Origin of the sequence: Nonomuraea soli (assembly GCF_013761175.1) — a bacterium.
Classification (GTDB): Bacteria; Actinomycetota; Actinomycetes; order Streptosporangiales; family Streptosporangiaceae; genus Nonomuraea; species Nonomuraea soli.
Window position 1 is genome coordinate 385712 of record NZ_JACDUR010000004.1, and the last position, 19865, is coordinate 405576.

Annotated in this window: 15 protein-coding genes and 1 pseudogene; 9 read left to right on the forward strand and 7 right to left on the reverse strand. The window is 69.8% G+C overall.

What is annotated here, in order from left to right; all coding sequences use genetic code 11:
* Nucleotides 1-15 precede the first annotated feature (15 nt).
* Nucleotides 16-1116 (forward strand): annotated as a pseudogene (locus HNR30_RS20275) (RNA-guided endonuclease InsQ/TnpB family protein); the annotation flags it as partial.
* 38 nt (nucleotides 1117-1154) lie between these two features.
* Here the strand turns inward: HNR30_RS20275 and HNR30_RS20280 are convergent.
* The 3 genes from HNR30_RS20280 to HNR30_RS20290 are packed head-to-tail and all read right to left on the reverse strand — an operon-like array spanning nucleotide 1155 to nucleotide 3817.
* The gene (locus tag HNR30_RS20280) at nucleotides 1155-1877 is read right to left on the reverse strand and encodes a hypothetical protein (RefSeq protein WP_181611471.1); all 723 of its coding nucleotides are present in this window, start codon (nucleotides 1875-1877) and stop codon (nucleotides 1155-1157) included.
* Nucleotides 1878-1925: 48 nt separating this feature from the next.
* Nucleotides 1926-3188, reverse strand: coding sequence for a DUF1996 domain-containing protein (locus HNR30_RS46860; RefSeq protein ID WP_220133788.1), 1263 nt, complete (start codon nucleotides 3186-3188; stop codon nucleotides 1926-1928).
* A complete protein-coding gene (locus HNR30_RS20290; protein WP_181611472.1) occupies nucleotides 3185-3817 on the reverse strand; it encodes a DUF4142 domain-containing protein in 633 nt (210 codons plus the stop codon). The genes HNR30_RS46860 and HNR30_RS20290 overlap by 4 nt, the downstream gene beginning before the upstream one ends.
* A gap of 118 nt (nucleotides 3818-3935) precedes the next feature.
* Here HNR30_RS20290 and HNR30_RS20295 point away from each other — a divergent pair, with 118 nt between their 5' ends.
* Genes HNR30_RS20295 through HNR30_RS20310 form a run of 4 tightly spaced genes read left to right on the forward strand, consistent with a single transcriptional unit; the run spans nucleotide 3936 to nucleotide 10346 of the window.
* Nucleotides 3936-4457 (forward strand): sigma-70 family RNA polymerase sigma factor, encoded by a 522-nt coding sequence (locus tag HNR30_RS20295; RefSeq protein ID WP_312894527.1) that lies wholly within the window; start codon nucleotides 3936-3938, stop codon nucleotides 4455-4457.
* The gene (locus HNR30_RS20300) at nucleotides 4457-4630 is read left to right on the forward strand and encodes a zf-HC2 domain-containing protein (RefSeq protein WP_181611474.1); all 174 of its coding nucleotides are present in this window, start codon (nucleotides 4457-4459) and stop codon (nucleotides 4628-4630) included. The genes HNR30_RS20295 and HNR30_RS20300 overlap by 1 nt, the downstream gene beginning before the upstream one ends.
* A gap of 43 nt (nucleotides 4631-4673) precedes the next feature.
* Entirely contained in the window at nucleotides 4674-5453 is a 780-nt protein-coding gene (locus HNR30_RS20305; RefSeq protein ID WP_181611475.1) for a tryptophan 2,3-dioxygenase, read from the forward strand.
* Nucleotides 5454-5489: 36 nt separating this feature from the next.
* On the forward strand, nucleotides 5490-10346 hold the full coding sequence (locus HNR30_RS20310; RefSeq protein ID WP_181611476.1) for an NAD-glutamate dehydrogenase: 4857 nt from the start codon (nucleotides 5490-5492) through the stop codon (nucleotides 10344-10346).
* Nucleotides 10347-10387: 41 nt separating this feature from the next.
* Here the strand turns inward: HNR30_RS20310 and HNR30_RS20315 are convergent, their stop codons facing one another.
* The gene (locus HNR30_RS20315) at nucleotides 10388-11392 is read right to left on the reverse strand and encodes a DUF8094 domain-containing protein (protein WP_181611477.1); all 1005 of its coding nucleotides are present in this window, start codon (nucleotides 11390-11392) and stop codon (nucleotides 10388-10390) included.
* Nucleotides 11393-11428: 36 nt separating this feature from the next.
* On the opposite strand from HNR30_RS20315, the gene prfB reads away from it, so the two are divergent.
* Nucleotides 11429-12544, forward strand: a complete 1116-nt coding sequence (gene prfB, locus HNR30_RS20320; protein WP_181611478.1) for a peptide chain release factor 2 — start codon at nucleotides 11429-11431, stop codon at nucleotides 12542-12544.
* A 9-nt stretch (nucleotides 12545-12553) separates the two neighbouring features.
* On the opposite strand, the gene HNR30_RS20325 is transcribed toward prfB, so the two are convergent.
* From HNR30_RS20325 to HNR30_RS49355, 3 genes are all read right to left on the reverse strand, one after another.
* On the reverse strand, nucleotides 12554-13438 hold the full coding sequence (locus HNR30_RS20325; RefSeq protein WP_220133790.1) for a MarR family transcriptional regulator: 885 nt from the start codon (nucleotides 13436-13438) through the stop codon (nucleotides 12554-12556).
* Between the two features lie 75 nt (nucleotides 13439-13513).
* Nucleotides 13514-14380, reverse strand: coding sequence for a bis(hydroxyethyl) terephthalate hydrolase (gene bdeA, locus HNR30_RS20330; protein ID WP_220133791.1), 867 nt, complete (start codon nucleotides 14378-14380; stop codon nucleotides 13514-13516).
* A gap of 82 nt (nucleotides 14381-14462) precedes the next feature.
* Nucleotides 14463-17219, reverse strand: a complete 2757-nt coding sequence (locus HNR30_RS49355) for a helix-turn-helix transcriptional regulator (protein WP_312894528.1) — start codon at nucleotides 17217-17219, stop codon at nucleotides 14463-14465.
* A 475-nt stretch (nucleotides 17220-17694) separates the two neighbouring features.
* On the opposite strand from HNR30_RS49355, the gene ftsE reads away from it, so the two are divergent.
* The 3 genes from ftsE to smpB all read left to right on the forward strand — a co-directional run bounded on the left by ftsE (nucleotide 17695) and on the right by smpB (nucleotide 19829).
* The gene (gene ftsE / locus HNR30_RS20345; RefSeq protein WP_181611482.1) at nucleotides 17695-18384 is read left to right on the forward strand and encodes a cell division ATP-binding protein FtsE; all 690 of its coding nucleotides are present in this window, start codon (nucleotides 17695-17697) and stop codon (nucleotides 18382-18384) included.
* Between the two features lie 12 nt (nucleotides 18385-18396).
* A complete protein-coding gene (gene ftsX, locus HNR30_RS20350) occupies nucleotides 18397-19299 on the forward strand; it encodes a permease-like cell division protein FtsX (RefSeq protein WP_181611483.1) in 903 nt (300 codons plus the stop codon).
* 62 nt (nucleotides 19300-19361) lie between these two features.
* A complete protein-coding gene (gene smpB / locus HNR30_RS20355) occupies nucleotides 19362-19829 on the forward strand; it encodes an SsrA-binding protein SmpB (protein WP_181611484.1) in 468 nt (155 codons plus the stop codon).
* Nucleotides 19830-19865: the final 36 nt, after the last annotated feature.

The window sequence follows — 19865 nt, forward strand, 5'->3', positions numbered from 1 at the left end:
GGCCTGGCGCAGTTGGTGAAGCGGGCCTACAACAGGGCGTTGGACGAGCGGACCTTCGCCTACGCGTCCGGTGGTCGTCGGGCGTCGTATGCGGAGTCGTCGGCCGCGCTCACGGAGTGGAAGAAGACCGAGGAACTGGCCTTCCTCAACGAGGTGTCCTGCGTTCCGCTCCAACAGGCGTTGCGGCATCTGCAAGCTGCCTTCGTGAATTTCTTCGCTCGACGCGCCGGATACCCGACGTTCAAATCGCGCAAGAAGTCGCGCGCCAGCGCGGAGTACACCCGCTCGGCGTTCCGCTGGCGCGACGGACGCCTCATCCTGGCGAAGATGGACAGCCCTCTCGACATCCGCTGGTCGCGTCCACTGCCCGAGGGGGCGGAGCCGTCCACTGTCACGGTAAGTCGGGACCCGGCCGGGCGTTGGTTCGTGTCCATGCTGGTCGAGGAGGAGATCTCGGCGCTGCCGCCAGTGGAGGCGTCGGTAGGTGTGGACGCGGGAATCGCGACGCTGGCCACGCTCTCGACGGGCGAGAAGATCGTGAACCCGCGTCATGAACGTATCGACCGGCGCAGGCTCGCCAAGGCTCAGCGGGCGCTGGCTCGAAAGCAGAAGGGGTCGAACAACCGGGCCAAGGCCCGTCGGCAGGTAGCGAAGGTGTACGCACGGATCGCCGACCGCAGGCGAGACCACCTGCACAAGGTCACCACTCGGCTTGTTCGCGAGAACCAAGTGATCGCCGTGGAAGACCTGGCCGTCCGCAACCTGGTCAAGAACCGTGCGCCGGCCCGAGCCATCTCGGATGTGAGCTGGCGGGAGTTCCGCTCGATGCTGGAGTACAAGGCCGGGTGGTACGGGCGCACATTGGTGGCGGTGGACCGCTGGTTCCCCTCCTCCAAGCTTTGCTCGCTCTGCGGGGCCATGCGCGAGTCGATGCCGCTCAACGTCCGTGAGTGGCAGTGTGACTGCGGCGCGCGCCACGATCGGGACGTCAACGCCGCGATGAACGTGCTCGCCGCCGGGCTGGTGGAGAGCTGAAACGCCTGTGGAGCCGGCGTAAGGCCCGGGCAGCGCAAGCTGGACGGGCGGCTGGCGGTGAAGCAGGAAACTCGATCCGTGAGGATGGGAGTCTCCCGGGTTCACCCGTGGGGAGGATGTCAACCGGCTCTCCGGTACTGGGCGAGGTCGACTGGGGCGTTGACGGCGGGGACGGTGGTGGTGGACGGCTCGGCCGGGGCCTCGGCGGTGACCTCGGGCGCGTGCACCTTCTCCGGTACGGCAGGCGGCCTGATCAGCGTCGCCCAGAGCCGGACGAGCAGGGCGGCGCCCACGGCGGCCAGGCAGGCCAGGTAGGCCCAGGTGACCCAGCCCGCGGGGGCGCGTCCCGCGGACAGGCCGTGCATGATCGCCATGGGCCAGGCCAGGTAGGAGGCGCCGTGTAGCATGCGCCACAGCCCCGGCCTGGCCGTACTGGCGAACCGGCCCCGCAGGACGCCGCTGGTGGCGGCCATGAGCACGAGGGCGGCGGCGGCCAGCCCGAGCGCGGAGACCCGGTCGATCTTCATGGCGATGTGGATCGTGAGGAAGGCCACCCCGGCCGCGGCGGCGATGCGGTGGGCCAGCTGGACCCGCACGCGGTTGGGCGCGGCCAGCAGCACCCGTTCGCTGGCCAGCAGGCCGAGGGCGACGGTGGCGGTGAGCGAGACGAGCGAGAAGACGCCGACGTAGAAGTCGAGGAAGACGAGCATTTCCAGGCCGCGGGGGGAGCGGGCCAGCGCGATCACGGACAGGAGCACCGCGGTGAACGAGGCGATCGCGCCGAGCCTCATGTTCCGGGTGTCGAGCGTGGTGGCATGCCGGGGTTGGCGTCGATGAAGCATGGGTTCCTCTCCCAGGGGTCGCTTGAGGGTGCTGCCCGGGAGGGTCACCTAGCAGCGGCGGCCGCGGTTGATGCAGTTGACGACGGTGGCCATCAGCCGGTCGGGCATCACGTTGGCGAAGTCGGCGTGGTCGGTGATCGGGTTGTGCTTCTGCTCGGGGAAGGCGTCGAGGGCGTAGGAGGGCCCCGTGGGCACCGAGTAGGTGAGGATCATCCGCAGTTGCGGGATGGCGCGCGTGCCTGCCGGGCACCTGCCGCCCTGGGGGAAGAGCACGTGGGTGCGGTGGTTGGCGCTGTCGGTGTTCTGGCCGTCCCAGCAGCTGGGGAAGTCGAGGATGCGCACGACCTGGCTGCCGCGCGGGCACAGCGGGTACTTGGTGGTGACCCGGTTGGTGAAGCCGGTGCACGTCCACTGGGCGCGGGCGTTGGCGCCGCCGTTGGTGGCGGCCTTGGCGTCGCCGGTGATCATGCGCAGGAACCTCGGCATGGCGCTGACCCGCTGGCCGGGGCTGCGGAAGAGCATGATCGCCTGGCGGGGCCTGAGCACGACGCCGACGTTGCCGTCGGGGTCGTCGACGTTGGCGTCGATCTTGCGGTTGCGCAGGACCGGCCAGAAGTAGGTCGAGCGGTCGTTCAGCCGGCAGGTGGTGCCGGCGGCGGCCAGTGACTGGTCGGTGGAGAACGCGTCGGTCGAGAGGTTGCCGACGTAGTCGTGCAGGTGGTGGGCGCCGTTGCTGACGCCGGGGGCGACGATGAAGTTGTCGGGGTTGTTGTGGCCGTTGCCGTTGGTGCCGCACTGCGAGACGAAGCTGCCGCCGCGGCCGAACAGGTTGGCGTTGCCGTTGGCGGGCACCTGGCGGATGTTGACGAAGTCCTCGACGAACGGGCCGAGGTCGGCGCACTCGTCGTTCGTCTGGGTCGGCGAGGGCGAGGCGGAGGCGGACGGCGAGGCGCTGGGGTCGCCGGTGGGCTCCTCGGTGGGCTGCTGCGTCGGGTCGGGCGGCGCCTCCTCCGACGGCGTCGGGGTGGGCCTGCGGCGCCGGCTGTCCTGGGACGGCTCCTCGGTGGGCTCCTCCTGGGCGGTGGGTTCCTGCGACGGGTCGGGCGGGGCCTGCGCCCCGGCGTTCTGCTGTTCGGAATTCTGCTGCTCCGGGTTCTGCTGCTGCTGGTTCAGCTGGTCCTGCCGGGAGTGGCCGGCAGGGTCGCAGTGGTCGGCCAGCACGGGGGCGGCGGTGAGCACACCCGCGGTGACGAGGCCGCCGGCCAGTACGGCAAGCGCCGAACAGGCGGCAGCCAGGCGTTTCGATCTCATGTGATCCCTCCTGGAAGTGGTGAGGGCGTGGGCGGTTCCGGCAGCGCGAAGTGGTCGACGAGCCCGGTGGACTCCAGGAGCGTCATGTGCCGCATCACGACCACGACGGCCTTCTGGGCGAACTTGCGGATCTCGTCGTTGCGTGTGCCGGCCCGGACCGCGGCCACGACGGTGAAGACCTTGCCGTGGGCGGCCCTGAGCAGGTTGGCGAAGTCCCGGTCGTAGGAGGCGCCGGTCTTCGACGACAGCTGGGCCATCCAGCGCTGCTGGTCGGGGGAGGCCGCGCTGGGCAGGTCCACGCCGAGCTGGGCGGCGACCTTGCGTACCTCGATGTCGAGCTTGGTGTGGTCTTCGACGAGGTGCCTGCCGACGTCCTTGACCTTCTCGCTCTGGGCGCTGGTCTGGGCCTGCTGGCCGGTGGGGATCTCCCACAGGCCCGCCTGCCGTACCTTGATCAGGAAGTCGATGTCGGCGGGCCCCAGGGGGCCGGTCGAGGTGGCTCGCCAGCCCGCTCCGAGGGCGGGCTGGCCGGCCGACGGCAGCACGAGCGCGACGGTGACCACGGCCGCCAGCGCGAAGCCGCCGAGCATGACCGTCGTGCCGGCGATATCGGCGAATCGTCTTCGCATGATCCGAGGTACGCGGGCCCTGCCACCCCGGTTCACAAGATGTGCACAGATAGTCAGAAATGACTGGAGTTATCAGAGTGACTACCGAGGCGATAACGAAGATGTAAAGATGTGCGCCGTGTTAGCTCACTCCAAGGACGATGAGCAACGCATCGCGCTGCTCTACCAGCAGTTCGGCGGGCCGCTCTTGCGTCACGTGCGCAGATCGACCGGCAATGATCTCCAATGGGCGGAGGACGTCGTCCAGGAGACCATCGTCCGGGCCTGGCGCAACTCCGCACGGTTGCACTGGGAACCCGGGCTCCTGTGGGCGTGGCTGCTCACCGTGGCCAGGCGCATCGTCATCGACGGCCGCAGGCGTCGCAGCGCCCGGCCGACCGAGGTCGAGCCGCCCGAGGCCGACACCATCTCGGTGCCGGACGGCGCCGATCGGACCCTGTCGGCGATCGTGGTCGCCGACGCGCTCGGGCATCTGTCCGACGAACACCGCGAAGTCATTGAACAGACCTACCTGCGGGACCGTACGATAAGTGAAGCGGCGGAGATACTGGGGATTCCGCCGGGCACGGTGAAGTCGAGGCTCTACTACGCGATCAGAGCCCTCCGTGAGCTGCTGCGTGAGAAGGGGGCGGCCGGCTGATGCATCCAGAGGTGGCGGCCTACGTGCTCGGTGTCCTCGACGACGACGAGACCGAGCGCTTCGAACGCCATCTCGACGGCTGCGCCGACTGCCGGCGCGAGATTCAGGAGCTGCAAGAGGTGCCCCTCGCCCTCGACGAACTGAAGCAACAATCCTCCCGCGTTGACGATTAGCCGCTTTTCGGGTGGTATCAGGAACGTGCGTGGGGGAGATGGCATGCCATCGAACAGGCAGTTCGGCGAGGAGGGCGGTCGGCTGTCCTACGGCGCCTACCTTCGGCTTCCCGAACTTCTCGCCCAGCAGTTGCCGCAGTCGAACGCCCCCGACGAGTTGCTGTTCATCACCATCCATCAGGTCTACGAGCTGTGGTTCAAGCTGCTGCTGCACGAGCTCGAGTCCGCGCGAGAAGCCATGTTCAACGACGAGCTGTGGCAGGCCCGGCATGTGTTCCGCCGGGTCCACGCGGTCGAACGGGTGCTGATCGAGCAGGTGGAGGTCCTGGAGACGATGACTCCCCAGGACTTCCTGGAATTCCGTTCCAAGCTGGCCCCGGCCAGCGGCTTCCAGTCCGTGCAGTTCCGCGAGCTGGAGTTCCTGTCGGGGCTGAAGGAGGCGCGCTACCTCACGGGGTTGCGCGACGCCAGCGAGGACGAACTCGCCCGGCTGCGCCGCCGCATGGACGAGCCCACGCTGTGGGATGCTTATCTCACCGCCCTCTCTCAGCGCGGCCTGGAGACCTCCGACGAGGAGCTCATGGGGTCGCTGCTTGCGGTGGCGAGGGACCGCAGGACCTACGACGACCTGTGGCAACTGGCCGAAGATCTGCTGACCCACGACGAGACGGCCGCGCTGTGGCGTATGCGTCACGTCCAGATGGTCGAACGGCAGATCGGCACCAAATCCGGCACCGGGGGCTCCACCGGGGCTCCGTACCTGCGGGGCCGGACACGAATGCACTACTTCCCACTGCTGTGGGAACTAAGGGCCTGGCTCTAAATCATGGTTAAACCCTCACAAAGGAGTGAGAGCGACATGCCGCTCGAAGAGGCCAAGGACGAACTGCTCCAGCGGGCGGCGCACCAGTGCGCCGACGTGCCTCCGGAGGAGGCGCTGGCATTTCTCCGGGTCTATTACCGGCACGTCGCGCCCGAGGATCTGCTCGAGCGCAACCCGGTTGACATCTACGGTCCGGCCATGTCGGAGAAACATCTTGCGGAGGTGCGGCCCCAGGGCCGCGCGCTGGTGCGCGTCTACACGCCCACCGTGGAGGAGAACGGCTGGGATCCCGGCCACTCCGTGGTCGAGGTGGTCACCGACGACATGCCGTTCCTGGTCGACAGCGTCACGATGGAGCTGACCAGGCACGACATCGGCGTGCACCTGATCGTCCACCCGCAGATGCGGGTGCGCCGCGACATGACGGGACGGCTGCTGGGCCGCGGTCAGGAGGACATCACCGGCCAGATGCAGGTCGAGTCGTGGATGCACATCGAGATCGACCGCCAGTCCGACCCGACCAGGCTCAAGGAGCTGGAGGCCGATCTCCAGCGGGTCCTGGCCGACGTACGGCACGCGGTCGAGGACTTCGTGAAGATGCGCGCCCTGGCGGTGCAGACCGCCGAGGACCTGTCCGACAACCCGCCCCCGCTGGAGCCCGCGGAGGTCGAGGACAGCATCCACCTGCTCAAGTGGCTGGCCGACGGGCACTTCACCTTCCTCGGCTACAGGGAGTACCGCCTCGACAGCGCCGAAGACTCCCTGCGCGCGGTGCCGGGCGCGGCCCTGGGCATCCTGCGCGACGACAAGGCGGGGTCCGACAGCTTCGCGGCCATGCCGGCCGAGCTGCGCGCCAAGGCCCGCGAGCGGCAGCTGCTGATCATCACCAAGGCCAACTCCCGCGCGACCGTCCACCGCAGCGCCTACCTCGACTACGTCGGCGTCAAGCTCTTCTCGCCCGAGGGCGAGGTCATCGGCGAGCGCCGCTTCCTGGGCCTGTTCACCCATGTCGCCTACAACGAGTCGATCTCCCGCATCCCGGTGCTGCGCCGCAAGCTCGCCGAGGTGCTCGACGCCGCCGGGCTGACCCCCGAGTCGCACGACGGCAAGGACCTCATCGAGATCCTCGAGACCTTCCCGCGCGACGAGCTCTTCCAGACCTCCGTCGAGCAGCTCGTCCCGATCGCCCAGGGCGTGCTGCGGCTGCGCGAGCGCAAGCAGGTCAGGCTGTTCCTGCGCCGCGACGACTACGGCCGCTTCATCTCCTGCCTGATCTACCTGCCGCGCGACCGCTACACCACCAAGGTCCGGCTCAAGATGCAGGAGCTGCTGCTCAAGGCGCTGGGCGGCGCCACGCTCGACTACAGCGCGATGATCGGCGAGTCGGCGCTGGCCCGGCTGCACGTGGTCGTGCGCGGCAGGCGGGGCGAGCCGCTCCCGCAGCCGAAGGTGGATGTCGAGGAGCTGGAGTCCCGGCTGGCCGCGATCACGCGGTCGTGGGAGGACGACCTGGCCGACGCGCTCACCGAGATGACCTCCGAGGTCGACGCGCCCCAGCTCGCCAGGCGCTACCAGAACGCCTTCCCCGAGGGCTACAAGGTCGACTTCCCGCCCAAGCTGGCCGTCGTCGACCTCAAGCGGCTCGAGGAACTGGTCGGGGCCTCGCCCGACGAGATCAGCATCAACCTCTACGAGCCCTACGACGTGACCGAGGGTGAGCGGCGGCTGAAGATCTACAAGCTGGGCTCGCCGATCTCGCTGTCGAAGGCGCTCCCGCTCATCCAGCGGCTCGGCGTCGAGGTCGTCGACGAGCGACCCTACGAGGTCGACCGCGACAACGACCCCTCCACCAAGAACGCCTGGATCTACGACTTCGGGCTGCGCTACAGCCCCTCGCCCGAGGTGGGGCGCGAAGACTTCAAGCGCCTGTTCCAGGACGGCCTGTCGGCGCTGTGGAACGGCAGGGCCGCGGCCGACAACTTCAACGCGCTCATCCTGGTCGCCGGGCTGACCTGGGAGCAGGTCGAGATCCTGCGGGTCTACGCCAAGTACCTCCGCCAGGCGGGCTCCACCTTCAGCCAGCGCTACATGGAGCGGGTGCTCACCGGCAACGTGCGGCTGGCGCGGCTGCTGGTCAGCCTGTTCGAGGCGCGGCTCGACCCCAAGCGTTCGGAGGAGACGCGCCACGAGATGGCCGAGGCGCTCACCGAGGAGATCCTCGGCGCGCTCGACGAGGTGGCCTCGCTCGACGAGGACCGCATCCTGCGCGCCTACCTGGAGATGATCCAGTCCACGCTGCGCACCAACTACTTTCAGCACGGCCCCGACGGCAAGCGCAAGCCGTACATCTCGCTGAAGCTGGACCCGCAGGCGATCAGCGTGCTGCCGCTGCCGCGGCCCAAGTACGAGATCTTCGTCTACTCCGCGCGCGTCGAGGGCGTGCACCTGCGCTTCGGCAAGGTGGCCAGGGGCGGACTGCGCTGGTCCGACCGCATGGAGGACTTCCGCACCGAGATCCTCGGCCTGGTCAAGGCGCAGATGGTGAAGAACACCGTCATCGTGCCGACCGGCTCCAAGGGCGGGTTCGTCGTCAAGAAGCCGCCGGTGTCGGGTTCTCGCGAGGATGTGCTCGCCGAGGGCGTGGCCTGCTACCGGATGTTCATCTCCGGCCTGCTCGACGTCACCGACAACCTGGTCGAGGGCTCGGTCGTGCCGCCGCCCGACGTCGTACGGCACGACGGCGACGACACCTACCTGGTGGTGGCGGCCGACAAGGGCACCGCGACCTTCTCCGACATCGCCAACAGCGTGGCCAAGGAGTACGGCTTCTGGCTGGGCGACGCCTTCGCCTCCGGCGGCTCGGTCGGCTACGACCACAAGGCGATGGGCATCACCGCGCGCGGCGCCTGGGAGTCGGTGAAGTACCACTTCCGCACGACGGGCGTCGACATCCAGACCACCGACTTCACCGTCGTCGGCATCGGCGACATGTCGGGCGACGTGTTCGGCAACGGCATGCTGCTGTCGCCGCACATCCGCCTGGTGGCCGCCTTCGACCACCGGCACATCTTCGTCGACCCCGAGCCCGACTCGGCCGCCACCTTCGAGGAGCGCAAGCGCCTGTTCGAGCTGCCGCGCAGCTCGTGGGCCGACTACAACGCCGAGCTGATCTCCGCGGGCGGCGGGGTGTGGCCGCGCTCCGCCAAGTCGATCCCGCTGTCGCCGCAGCTGCGCGCGGCGCTGGGCATCGACGGCAACGTCAACGCGATGGCGCCCAACGACCTGATCAACGCCATCCTCAAGGCGCCCGTCGACCTGCTGTGGAACGGCGGCATCGGCACCTACGTCAAGGGCGGCGCCGAGTCGAACGCCGACGTCGGCGACAAGGCCAACGACGCCCTGCGGGTCAACGGCGCCGACCTGCGCTGCAAGGTGGTCGGCGAGGGCGGCAACCTGGGCCTGACCCAGCTGGCCCGCATCGAGTTCGCGCTCAACGGCGGGCTGGTCAACACCGACTTCATCGACAACTCGGCGGGCGTCGACACCTCCGACCACGAGGTGAACATCAAGATCCTGCTCGACGAGGTCGTGCGCGACGGCGAGCTCACCGACAAGCAGCGCAACCAGGTCTTCCGCGAGATGACCGACGAGGTCGCCGACCTGGTCCTGCGCGACAACTACGCGCAGAACGTGGTGCTGGCCGCCGCCCGCGCCCAGTCCGTGGAGATGCTCCACATCCACGCCCGCTACCTGCGCAGGCTGGAGCGCGACGGGCTGGTCAACCGCGAGCTGGAGTTCCTGCCCTCCGACAAGACGCTGGCCGAGCGGCGCCAGGCGCGGCTCGGGCTGACCGCGCCGGAGTTCTCGGTGCTGCTGGCCTACACCAAGCTCGTGGTCGACGCCGAGCTGCTCGCCTCCGACCTGCCCGACGACCCGTACCTGGCCTCCTGGCTGGTGTCGTACTTCCCGTCGGCGTTGCGCGAGCGGTTCCGCACCTACATGGACGCCCACCCGCTGCGCCGCGAGATCATCACCACCTGCGTGACGAACGAGCTGGTCAACTCCACCGGCACGTCGTTCATGTTCCGGCTGGGGGAGGAGACCGGCGCGTCGGCCTCCGACATCGCCAAGGCCTGGCTGGTCACCCGCGAGGTCTTCGACCTGCCCAGCTTCTTCCGCGCCGTCGAGGAGCTCGACAACAAGGTCGACACCGCCACGCAGATCGCCATGCTGCTGGAGGCGCGCAAGCTCTGCGAGCGCGGCACCCGGTGGCTGCTGACCAACCGGCGGCCCCCGCTCGACCTGGCCGGCTCGGTCGCCTTCTTCGTCAAGGGCGTCAACGGGCTGCTCACCCACATGCCCAAGCTGCTCACCGGGCCCGACCTGGCCGCCTTCGAGGATCGGCGCGACTCGTTCGTGGCGCGTGCCGTACCTCTGGAGCTGGCCGAGCGGGCGGCGGCGATGGTGCCGGCGTACTCCACCTTCGACCTGGTCGAGACGGCCTTCTCGGCCGGCAGGCCGGTCGGGGAGGTGGCCGAGGTCTACTTCGATCTGGCCGACCGGCTGCAGCTCGCGCGCCTGCGCGAGCGGATCATCGCCCTGCCCCGCGACAGCCGCTGGAACTCCATGGCGCGCTCGGCGCTGCGCGACGACCTCTACGCGGCGCACGCCTCGCTGACCCGTGACGTGCTGGCGCAGAGCACGACCGGGCAGTCGCCCGAGGAGCGGCTGGGCTTGTGGACCGAGGCGAACTCGGCGGCGGTCTCGCGGGCCAGGCAGACGCTGTCGGAGATCTGGGAGAGCGACAACTTCGACCTGGCGACGCTCTCGGTGGCCCTGCGGGCCATCCGCACCCTGGTGGCGTCGAGCGGCCTGCCGCACACCGAGGCGTGAGCCGGAGGGTACGGCAGGCGCCGCGCGCCTGCCGTACCCCTCTAGTTGTCGGCCTTGGCCTGGTAGACGCCGCCGTCGTGGGCGATCACGACGGCGGGCTTGGTCGAGTCGATGGGCGGCACGGCGGTGGCGTACTGGTGCATCTCGGAGGTCTTCAGCGACAACTGCGCCCACAGGCTCGGCTCCAGGCCGCGCAGTTCCTCGGGCACCGGGATGCCCAGGCCCTTCTTGTCGAGCCGGTTGGTGATGGAGGTCGACTGGTTCAGTGAATACTGCACCAGCGCGCCGCCGCCAGTGGTGCGCAGCGCGAAGGTGCGCAGCTCACCCGCCGAGAAGATCGAGTCGTAGTCGTAGCCCAGGCCCTTCCACCGCTTGCGGTCGGCGGCGATCTTGTCGGCCGTCTCGGTGGTGTAGGGGCCGGGTGCGATGAGACCGGCCGCGATGCCCTCGGGACCGGCCTCCGCCACCGACGCGTGCAGGGGCGCCATGAAGGTGGGGCTGATGGCCACGCTCTTGTCGGTGCTCGACAGCGGCGTGGCGTAGCCGTCGGCGTCGAGCTCGACGGCGGGCGGCTCCTGGCCGGGCTCCAGCACCGCCACGGAGGTCAGCAGCCAGTCGGCGCCCTGCCCGACGAAGGTGACGATCGCCGGGCGCCCGTCGCGCTCGGCGATCGCCGAGAACCACGGGTTGCGGTCGCCGGCCGCCAGCCTCGGCACCCACACCGTGGGCTTGCCCCACCTGTGCGGCGCGGGGAACCGGCTGGCGTCGTACTCGGCCATCGTCAGCGTGGCCCTGCCGCCGGTCACCTGGTCGCGGGCGTACCACTGGAAGCCCGCGCCGCGATTGACCGCGTCGGTCGCCACGTAGGCGTTGAACACCTCGCGCGCCTCGCCGGGCGTGATGGGCGGCTTCTCGGCCGTCGCCGTGGCGGAAGCCGCCGCGACCGGCGACTGTCTGGGCTGTTCCACAGGCGTGTCGCTGCACCCGGCCACCGCCAGGAAGGCGGCGGCGAGCGCCAGCACTCCCCGCCGACCGTATGCACGCACCTCGACATGTTACGGCGTGCCGTACCCTTGATAGACGTGGCAGACAAGGATCCGGCAGAAGAGATCGGCGAGCTCTCCAACACCCTCGCCAGCATCAAGGACGTGCTCGACCTCGATGCGATGCGCAAGCAGATCGCCGCGCTCGAAGAGCAGGTGGCCGCGCCGGATCTCTGGGACGACCCCGAGCAGGCGCAGAAGGTCACCAGCAAGCTCTCGCACCTCCAGGGCGAGCTCAACCGCGTCGAGGCCCTGGTGCGGCGCCTCGACGACCTGGGCGTGCTGTTCGAGCTGGCGGCGGAGGAAGACGACCCCGACACGCTCGCCGAGGCGCACCGCGAGCTGGGCTCGCTGCGCGGCGACGTCAACGCCCTCGAGGTGCGCACCCTGCTCTCGGGCGAGTACGACGCCCGAGAGGCTCTGGTGACCATCAACTCCCAGGCCGGTGGCGTCGACGCCGCCGACTGGGCGCAGATGCTCCTGCGCATGTACCTCCGCTGGGCCGAGCGCAAGGGCTACCCGTCGGAGGTCTACGAGACCTCCTACGCGGAGGAGGCGGGCATCAAGTCGGCCACCTTCACCGTCAAGGCGCCCTACGCCTACGGCACGCTGCGCGGCGAGCACGGCACCCACCGGCTGGTGCGCATCTCGCCCTTCGACAACCAGGGCCGCCGTCAGACCTCGTTCGCGGGCGTCGACATCGTGCCGGTCGTCGAGCAGACCGACCACATCGACATCAACGAGGACGAGCTCCGCATCGACGTCTACCGGTCGTCAGGACCCGGCGGCCAGGGCGTCAACACCACCGACTCGGCCGTCCGCATCACCCACCTGCCCACCGGCATCGTGGTCTCCTGCCAGAACGAGCGCTCCCAGCTGCAGAACCGCGCCACCGCGATGGCGGTGCTTCAGGCCAAGCTGCTCGAGCGCAAGCGGCAGGAGGAGGCGGAGAAGATGTCGGAGCTGCGCGGCGCCACGACCACCTCGTGGGGCACCCAGATCCGCAACTACGTGCTGCACCCGTACCAGATCGTGAAGGACCTGCGCACGGGCACCGAGGCGGGCAACCCGACGGCCGTGCTCGACGGCGACATCGACGACTTCATCGAGAGCGAGATCCGCTGGATGCGGCGCCAGGAGTCGGGCGCCGAGTAGCCGGCGTGGTCAGAGGCCGGCGCGCACCTCGTCGGCCCTGCGCATCACCTCGTTCAGCACGCGGTGGGCGACTTCGAGGTCGGCTGGATCGAAGTCGCCGAAGACCTGGCCCGTGATGGGGGCGATGGTCTCCGACAGGCGCGTGTGGAGGGCGGCGCCCTCCTGGGTGGTCCTGGTCAGGCCGTCGTCGCCGACGCCGATCAGGCCGCGGGCCGCCAGGTCGTCGAGGAGGGCGGCGGCGCCCGCCGGGTCGAGGCCGAGCTGCCTCTGCCCGGCGAGGAAGTCACGCAGGTCGCCGGGGGCCATCGGCCCGCGCAGGGTCAGCACCCTCAGCGCGAGGTAGCCGTTGCCGCTCACGCCGGTCGGCGCGAGAACTCCTTCGAGCAGGCCGCGCAGCGCGCCTTGCGCTTCCGCGATGTCCTGGCCGGTCAGTGCGGGTGGCTGGGTCATGATGTCGCTCCCGTCTCCGAGCAGTGTCTTGAGTGTCTCCACGAGTTGCCGGGTGCGCGGGCTGTCGAGCCCGCCGATCGGCGCGGTGTTCTCCTGTTGCAGGTCGCGGATGACCGCGATGGCGCGCAGGGCCGTCTCGGCGCCCGCGGGGGTCAGGGCGAGCTGGACGGCTCGCGGATCGTGGGGGTGTTCGATGCGGGTCAGCAGGCCGGCAGTCTCGAGAGCCCGGGCGAGCTTGGAGACGTAGATCGGCTCCAGGCCCGCGAAGTCGGCCAGTTGCCGCTGGCTGGGCTGCGCGCCCCGGCGCGAGAGGCCGTAGAGCGAGGCGAGCAGTGAATACTGCGCGTGGGTCAGCCCGAGAGGCGTCAGCGCCCGGTCGGCCGCGGCGCGCCACTTCATCGTGAGCCGCCACAGGAGATAGCCGGGAACCTCACTAGCTGCCATGGACATAATGTACATGGCAACTATGTGACGCGAAAGAGGCCGGGGACGGGGTCCCCGGCCTCTTTTTCCCTCGCCTCAGGAGTGCGGGCAGGTGTTGCGGTACTCCGAGATGTCACGGTCGCCGACCGGCGGCGGGCACAGGAACTGCTCGTAACGCAGGTCGTCGTCGATGAACCGCTTGAGCCACGCGACGCTGAACTTGCCGATGGTCGGGTTGGTGGTGTTCGGCGCGAAGTGGCTGGCGCCGTCGAGCTCCAGGTAGGCCTTGTCCAGCGAGCTCGGCAGGCTGTTGTAGAACGGCTCCGAGTGGCTGGTGACCGAGGCGATCGAGTCGTTCTCGGCACCGATGATCATCGTCGGCACCTGGACCTCCGACCAGCTCTTGTCGAGGTTCCACGGCGTGAGCGGCACCGCGGCCTGCAGTGACGGCCTGCTGGCTGAGGCCTCCAGGGTGCCGCCGCCGCCCATCGAGTGGCCCATCACGCCCAGCCGCGAGGCGTCGAGCCTGCTGCGGACGGTGCTGCGCTCGGTCAGGTAGTCGAGCGCGGCCAGGAGCTGCCTGCCACGGCTGGCCGGCTGGTCGCTGCGGGTGATGGTGTCGATGTTGAACACCACGAAGCCGTGCGAGGCGATGCGCTCGGCCAGCCACGCCATGCTCGACCGCGAGGCCGTGTAGCCGGGGGCGATGGCCACACCGCCGAAGGTGCCTTCCGCGGTGCTGGTCGGGTAGTAGATCGTCCCGCCGCCGAAGCCGGTCACCACGAGCGAGGAGACCGTGGTGTCGGAGACGGAGAACGGCCCGCGCGAGGCTTCGAGCACGGCCTCGGTGGGGTCGGGGCCGCGCTGGTACGGGCTGGCGGAGGCATGGGCAGGTGCGGTCGCCACCACCACCGAGGCCAGTGTGGCCAGGGCGGCGAGGGTGCGGGCGAAGGTGAGTTGCATGCGGCTGACTCCCTGTCCGATGGGGGGAACACGGAGCATTGTTCTGTTGGCGGAGCCTTCTGCGCATCGGTGAAATCGCCAGTCAAGACAGCAGCCGTGCCAGATCCACCCGCGACCTGATCCCCAGCCTGGTGAAGACGTTGCGCAGGTGGTGGTCGACCGTGCGCGGGCTGAGGAACAGCTGCGCGGCCACCTCCCGGTTCGTCGCGCCCTCGGCGACCATGCGGGCGATCTGCAACTGCTGGGCGGTGAGCGTGTCCAGGGAGGCGGGGCGCGGCGGCCCCACGGTCTCGCCCGACGCCCGCAGCTCCGCGCGTGCCTGCTCGGCCCACAGGCGCGTGCCGTACCTCTCGAACGCCTCCAGGGCCTCCTGCAGGTGCTCGCGGGCGGCGCCCGGCTGACGCTCGCGCCGCAGCGCCCCGCCGTACAGCAGCAGGGTCCTGGCCCGCTCGAACTCGCAGGCGCCATGCCGGTGCAGCTCGATCGCCTCGCGGAAACTCTCGCGGGCGGCGCCCGGCGCGGCCAGCAGGGCGTGGCACCTGGCCGCCAGCGCCCGCCTGTCGGGGTTGCGCATGCTGCCGGTCCAGCGGTCGAGCGCGGGCATCGCCGACTCGGCGCGCTCCCGGTCGCCCGCCCGCACGGCCGCCTCGACCAGATTCGGCGTCGCCATGATCCGGATCACCACGTGATCGTGACGGCCGCGCGGACGCAGCCGCTCGGCCGCGCTGCCCGTACGGCCGGCCGCCAGGTCGAGATGGCCCAGCGCCCAGTCGCCCAGCGCTCCCGCCACGCCGACCCCGTGCGCGTCGGCCAACTCCATCGCCGCCGTGGCGCGGATGCGGCACGTCTCCGCGTCCCCCTGGACGGCCGCGACCACCGCCAGCCAGCCCAGGTGCTGGGCGGCGCTGTTGAGCTGGCCGGTCTCCCTGGCCAGGCGCAGGCCCTCCATCGCGTGCTCGGCGACCGAGGCGTAACGCCCGCGCCAGATCTGGACGTGGATCATCGTCTCCAGCACCTGCGGCACCACCGAGACCGCGCCGCGCGCCCTGGCCGTGGCGATGGCCCTGGCCGACAGCCGCACCGCCTGGCGGTCCTCGCCCAGCATCAGGCTGGCGACCGTCGCCCACACCAGCACCGACGGGTTGTCCACAGCGGGAGCCAGCTCCAGCACCCGGTGCAGCGGCGCCGCGGCCTCGGCGTGGCGTCCGCGGAAGGTCGCCGAGACCCCCGCCAGGTAGTCGAACATCAGGCGCACCTCCGGCGGGTCGTCGGGGGAGCGCAGCGCGGCCGCCTGACGCGCGACCGCGACGAAACGGCGGTTGTCGGCGGCCAGATAGCTGGCCTCGGCCGCCCTGACGAGCGTGCGTACGGCCAGCGCCCGGTCGTGGTCGAGCAGCGACCTGGCCGCGGTGAGCAGTTCCTCGCAGGCGCTGGCGGTCTCGCCCAGGCGCAGCTCCAGGCTGCCCCGCACCAGCCCCGCCCGGCCGCGTACCTCCTCGGGGACGGCCAGGGAGCCCAGGCGGGAGAGCAGGTCCCTGGCCCGCCACGGACGTCCCGCCGACCACGCGTGCCTGGCCGCGGCGGCCATCCGGGCGGCCTTGAGGTGGGTTCTCGCGGTCAGCTCGGCGGCACGCTCGTAGGCGCGCGAGGGGTCGGGGAAGCTGCCCTCGGGGGCCGAGCCGTACGGCGCAGCGGTGGCCAGCTCGTCGGCCAGGCGCTCGGCGGGACCGTCGAGCGCGGCGGCCCGATGCCACGCCAGCCGCCGCCTGCGCCCGTCGGCCGGCGCCTGCGCGGCCTTGGCGGTGCCGGCCTCGGCCACGGTTCCGCCGATCTCCACGTCAATCGTGGAGGTCTCCGACAGCGCCCGCGCCAGCGTGCGGTGGGCCGCGAGGCGGTCGGCCAGGCAGGCGCCGTGGTAGATCACCGTGCGCAGATGCGGGTCGGCGATCTCCCATCGCCCGCCCGCCGGCCTCACCAGCCCGGCGGCCTCCGCGGGCTCCAGCGCACCCAGATCGGCCCCGCACGCCCGCACCAGCGTCGCGCAGTCCAGCTCGGGATCGGCCGCGACGAGCAGCAGCACCCGCCTGCTGGCGCACGGCAACGCCGACAGCCGCTCCGTGTGAGCCCTCCACAACCGCCCGCCGCGCGGGATCACCTCGGGCGGAGGCTGGCGGTGGAGCGCTCCCGCCAGCTCGGCCAGCGCCAGCGGCACCCCGTGGGCCGCCCGGTCCAGCGCCGCGCCCACGTCGTCGGCCATCCCCGGCACCAGGTCCGCCAGGAGCGCCCGGCTGCTGGAGCTGTCCAAGGGGGCGAGGTCCAGCACCGGGATGCCCTCGACAGGCCCGAGCTCGCCGCGCGCCGTGAGGACCATGGCCACCGGCCGCCCGGCCAGCCGCCGGGCCAGGAAGAAGAGCGTCTGTCTGCTGGGCCCGTCGAGCAGGTGAACGTCGTCGACGCACACCAGCACCGGACGCTCCAGGGAGTCGAGGAGCTCCAGCACCGCCACCGGCAGGGCCAGGCCGGACGGCGGCGTGCCGTCCAGGGCGGGGGAGCCGTCGAGCGTGTGCAGGAGGGCGTGCAGTCCGGCGTACGGCAGGCGGCTCTCGTCGCCCGCGCCGCATCCCTTGAGCACGAGGAAGCCCTTCGCCGCGGCCGCCCGGCCCGCCACGACTGTCAGGCCCGCCATCGTGACCGCCTGGTCCAGCAGGGCCGTACGGCCCAGGCCGGGCCCGCCGGTCAGCAGCAGCGCCCCTCCGGAGCCCGCCGCGGCGCCCTCGACGAGCCGCCGCAGCGCCTCCTCCTCGCGCTCCCTGCCGTACAGCGAAGATGAGGCAGACACACGTCCAGTGTTACGACGGCATGACGAATCTGAACAGGCCCGATTAACGGCCGGTGATTTCGCCGATGCGGATCGGACGACGCGGGGTCAGACGAGGTGCTGCAGGAGGACGAGCGTCAGGAGCAGCGTGGCGAGCAGGATCGCGGCGACGGTCGCCGGCGTCAGGGCGAAGCCGTGGCGATGCATGCGCTCTCGGTTGGCGCGGCACGTGGCGCACCGGCCCTCGATGACGGGATGTGCGCAGTTGGCGCAGACAAGGTGTTCGCAACTCATACTGCTCCCCAGTCTAGGCGCTCAATCGTTTTGTTTCCGTTATGGACGTTCCATGCCAGTCTTCCCCCTAGACTGTCCTCCAGCCAATCGGAACGTCGATCATCAGTAAAGATAGACGCCCCCGATCGGTCAGCGGTGGGAAGTGGGCTTGTGCCGCCCGCTCTCCAGCTTGGCCCCTAGACTGGTACGCCGTGATGCTCTCGTGATCCATTTCGACAACGTCACCAAGGTCTACGCGAATCAGAACAGGCCCGCGCTGGACCATGTCTCCGTAGACATCGACAAGAGCGAGTTCGTGTTCCTGGTCGGTCCGTCCGGCTCCGGGAAGTCGACCTTCCTGAGGTTGATCCTCAAGGAGGAGCGGCCCAATTCCGGTGCCATCCACGTGGCAGGCAAGGATCTCGCCAGGCTGTCCAACTTCAAGGTGCCGCACCTGCGCCGCCGCATCGGCTGCGTGTTCCAGGACTTCCGGCTCCTGCCCAACAAGAACGTCTACGAGAACGTGGCGTTCGCGCTCGAGGTCATCGGCAAGCCACGGCGGTTCATCCGCAAGGTGGTGCCCGAGGTGATCGAGCTGGTCGGCCTTGAGGGCAAGGCCCACCGCATGCCCGACGAGCTGTCCGGCGGTGAGCAGCAGCGTGTCGCGATGGCGCGCGCGTTCGTCAACCGCCCGATGATCCTGCTGGCCGACGAGCCGACCGGAAACATCGACCCTGCCACCTCGATCGGCATCATGAAGGTGCTCGACCGGATCAACAGGACCGGCACCACCGTCGTCATGGCCACGCACGACGCGGCCATCGTCGACTCCATGCGTAAGCGGGTCGTGGAGCTGGAGGACGGCAAGATCGTCCGAGACCAGTCGCGTGGCGTGTACGGCCAGGCGTACTGACCAAGGAGAAGCATGCGCATCAATTTCATCCTCTCCGAGGTCTGGATCGGCCTTCGCCGAAACCTGACCATGACGGTCGCGGTGATCGTGACCGTCGCCGTCGGCATGGCCATGCTCGGTGTCGGTTTCCTGATCACCACGCAGGTCAACAGCATGAAGGACTACTGGTTCGACAAGGTCGAAGTCTCGGTATTCCTCTGCAGCAAGAACTCCGCCGACCCCGACTGCAAGGGCAAGGGCGCCACTGCGGCCGAGATGGAGACGTTGAAGGCCAAGCTCGAGAGCATGCCCGAGGTCGAGGGGGTGATCTTCGAGAACAAGGCCGCCGCTTACAAGAACTTCCAGGAGAGCAGCGCCAGCAAGACGCTCCTGGAGGTCACCACCGCCGAGGACATGCCCGAGTCCTTCCGGGTGAAGCTGAAGAACCCCGACATCTCCACGCCGGTGCTCCAGGCCATGCAGGGCCAGCCCGGCGTCTCCAGCGTGGTCAACCAGAGAGACCTGCTGGGCGGGTTCTTCGGGCTGCTCGATGCGCTGCGCAGTGCTTCCTACGTCCTGGCGGGCGTGGTGGTGATCGCCTCGATCCTGCTGATCGCCAACACCGTGCGACTGTCGGCGTTCAACCGTCGGCGGGAGACCGGCATCATGCGCCTCGTCGGCGCCTCCAACCTCTACATCCAGCTGCCCTTCGTGATGGAGGGCATGATCGCCGGACTGATCGGCAGTGTCGGCGCCGCGATCATGCTGATCCTCGCCAAGGTCTTCGTGTTCGAGGAGTTCCAGACCTTCCTGGCTCCCGGATCGCAGCTGCAGTGGGACTCGGTGGCGTGGGCGATCGTGTGGACGCTTGTCATCGGTGTGGCGATCTGTGTCGTGGCCTCCTTCGTCACCCTGCGCCGCTACCTGCGCGTCTAGCCGTCGGATGGGGCGCGCACGCGCCCCATCGGCGGGGCGCGGCAGAACGGTAAGGTGTACGTATGCCACGTGAGACCGGGCGGAAGCTCATCGCCCAGAACAAGCGTGCCCGGCACGACTACCACATCGGCGACGTCCTGGAGGCGGGTCTCGTCCTGCAGGGCACCGAGGTCAAGTCGCTGCGCGAAGGCCGGGCCTCGCTGACCGACGGCTATGCCACGGTCGAGAACGACGAGGCGTGGCTGCTCAACGTCCACATCCCCGAATACGCCCAGGGCACGTGGACCAACCACACCGCGCGCCGCAAGCGCAAGCTGCTGCTCAACCGCAAGGAGATCGACAAGCTCGCCGCCAAGCTCAAGGAGGGCGGGCTGACGATCGTGCCGCTGTCGCTCTACTTCAAGGACGGCCGGGCGAAGGTCGAGATCGGCCTGGGCCGCGGCAAGAAAGACTGGGACAAGCGCCAGACCCTCGCCGAGCAGCAGGCCAAGCGCGAGATGGCACGCGAGGTCCGCGCACGCACCCGCTGATCCACCCTTGGCGCGGCCGGCCGTGCCCTATCGAGT

Excerpts from the sequence above, each read along its gene's own strand:
- HNR30_RS20305 (WP_181611475.1), top strand. The coding sequence starts at position 4,674 with ATGCCATCGAACAGGCAGTTCGGCGAGGAGGGCGGTCGGCTGTCCTAC.
- bdeA (WP_220133791.1), bottom strand. The coding sequence starts at position 14,380 with ATGCAACTCACCTTCGCCCGCACCCTCGCCGCCCTGGCCACACTGGCC.
- HNR30_RS20300 (WP_181611474.1), top strand. The coding sequence starts at position 4,457 with ATGCATCCAGAGGTGGCGGCCTACGTGCTCGGTGTCCTCGACGACGAC.
- HNR30_RS20310 (WP_181611476.1), top strand. The coding sequence starts at position 5,490 with ATGCCGCTCGAAGAGGCCAAGGACGAACTGCTCCAGCGGGCGGCGCAC.
- HNR30_RS20280 (WP_181611471.1), bottom strand. The coding sequence starts at position 1,877 with ATGCTTCATCGACGCCAACCCCGGCATGCCACCACGCTCGACACCCGG.
- HNR30_RS46860 (WP_220133788.1), bottom strand. The coding sequence starts at position 3,188 with ATGAGATCGAAACGCCTGGCTGCCGCCTGTTCGGCGCTTGCCGTACTG.
- smpB (WP_181611484.1), top strand. The coding sequence starts at position 19,362 with ATGCCACGTGAGACCGGGCGGAAGCTCATCGCCCAGAACAAGCGTGCC.
- HNR30_RS20290 (WP_181611472.1), bottom strand. The coding sequence starts at position 3,817 with ATGCGAAGACGATTCGCCGATATCGCCGGCACGACGGTCATGCTCGGC.
- ftsX (WP_181611483.1), top strand. The coding sequence starts at position 18,397 with ATGCGCATCAATTTCATCCTCTCCGAGGTCTGGATCGGCCTTCGCCGA.
- HNR30_RS20325 (WP_220133790.1), bottom strand. The coding sequence starts at position 13,438 with ATGGCAGCTAGTGAGGTTCCCGGCTATCTCCTGTGGCGGCTCACGATG.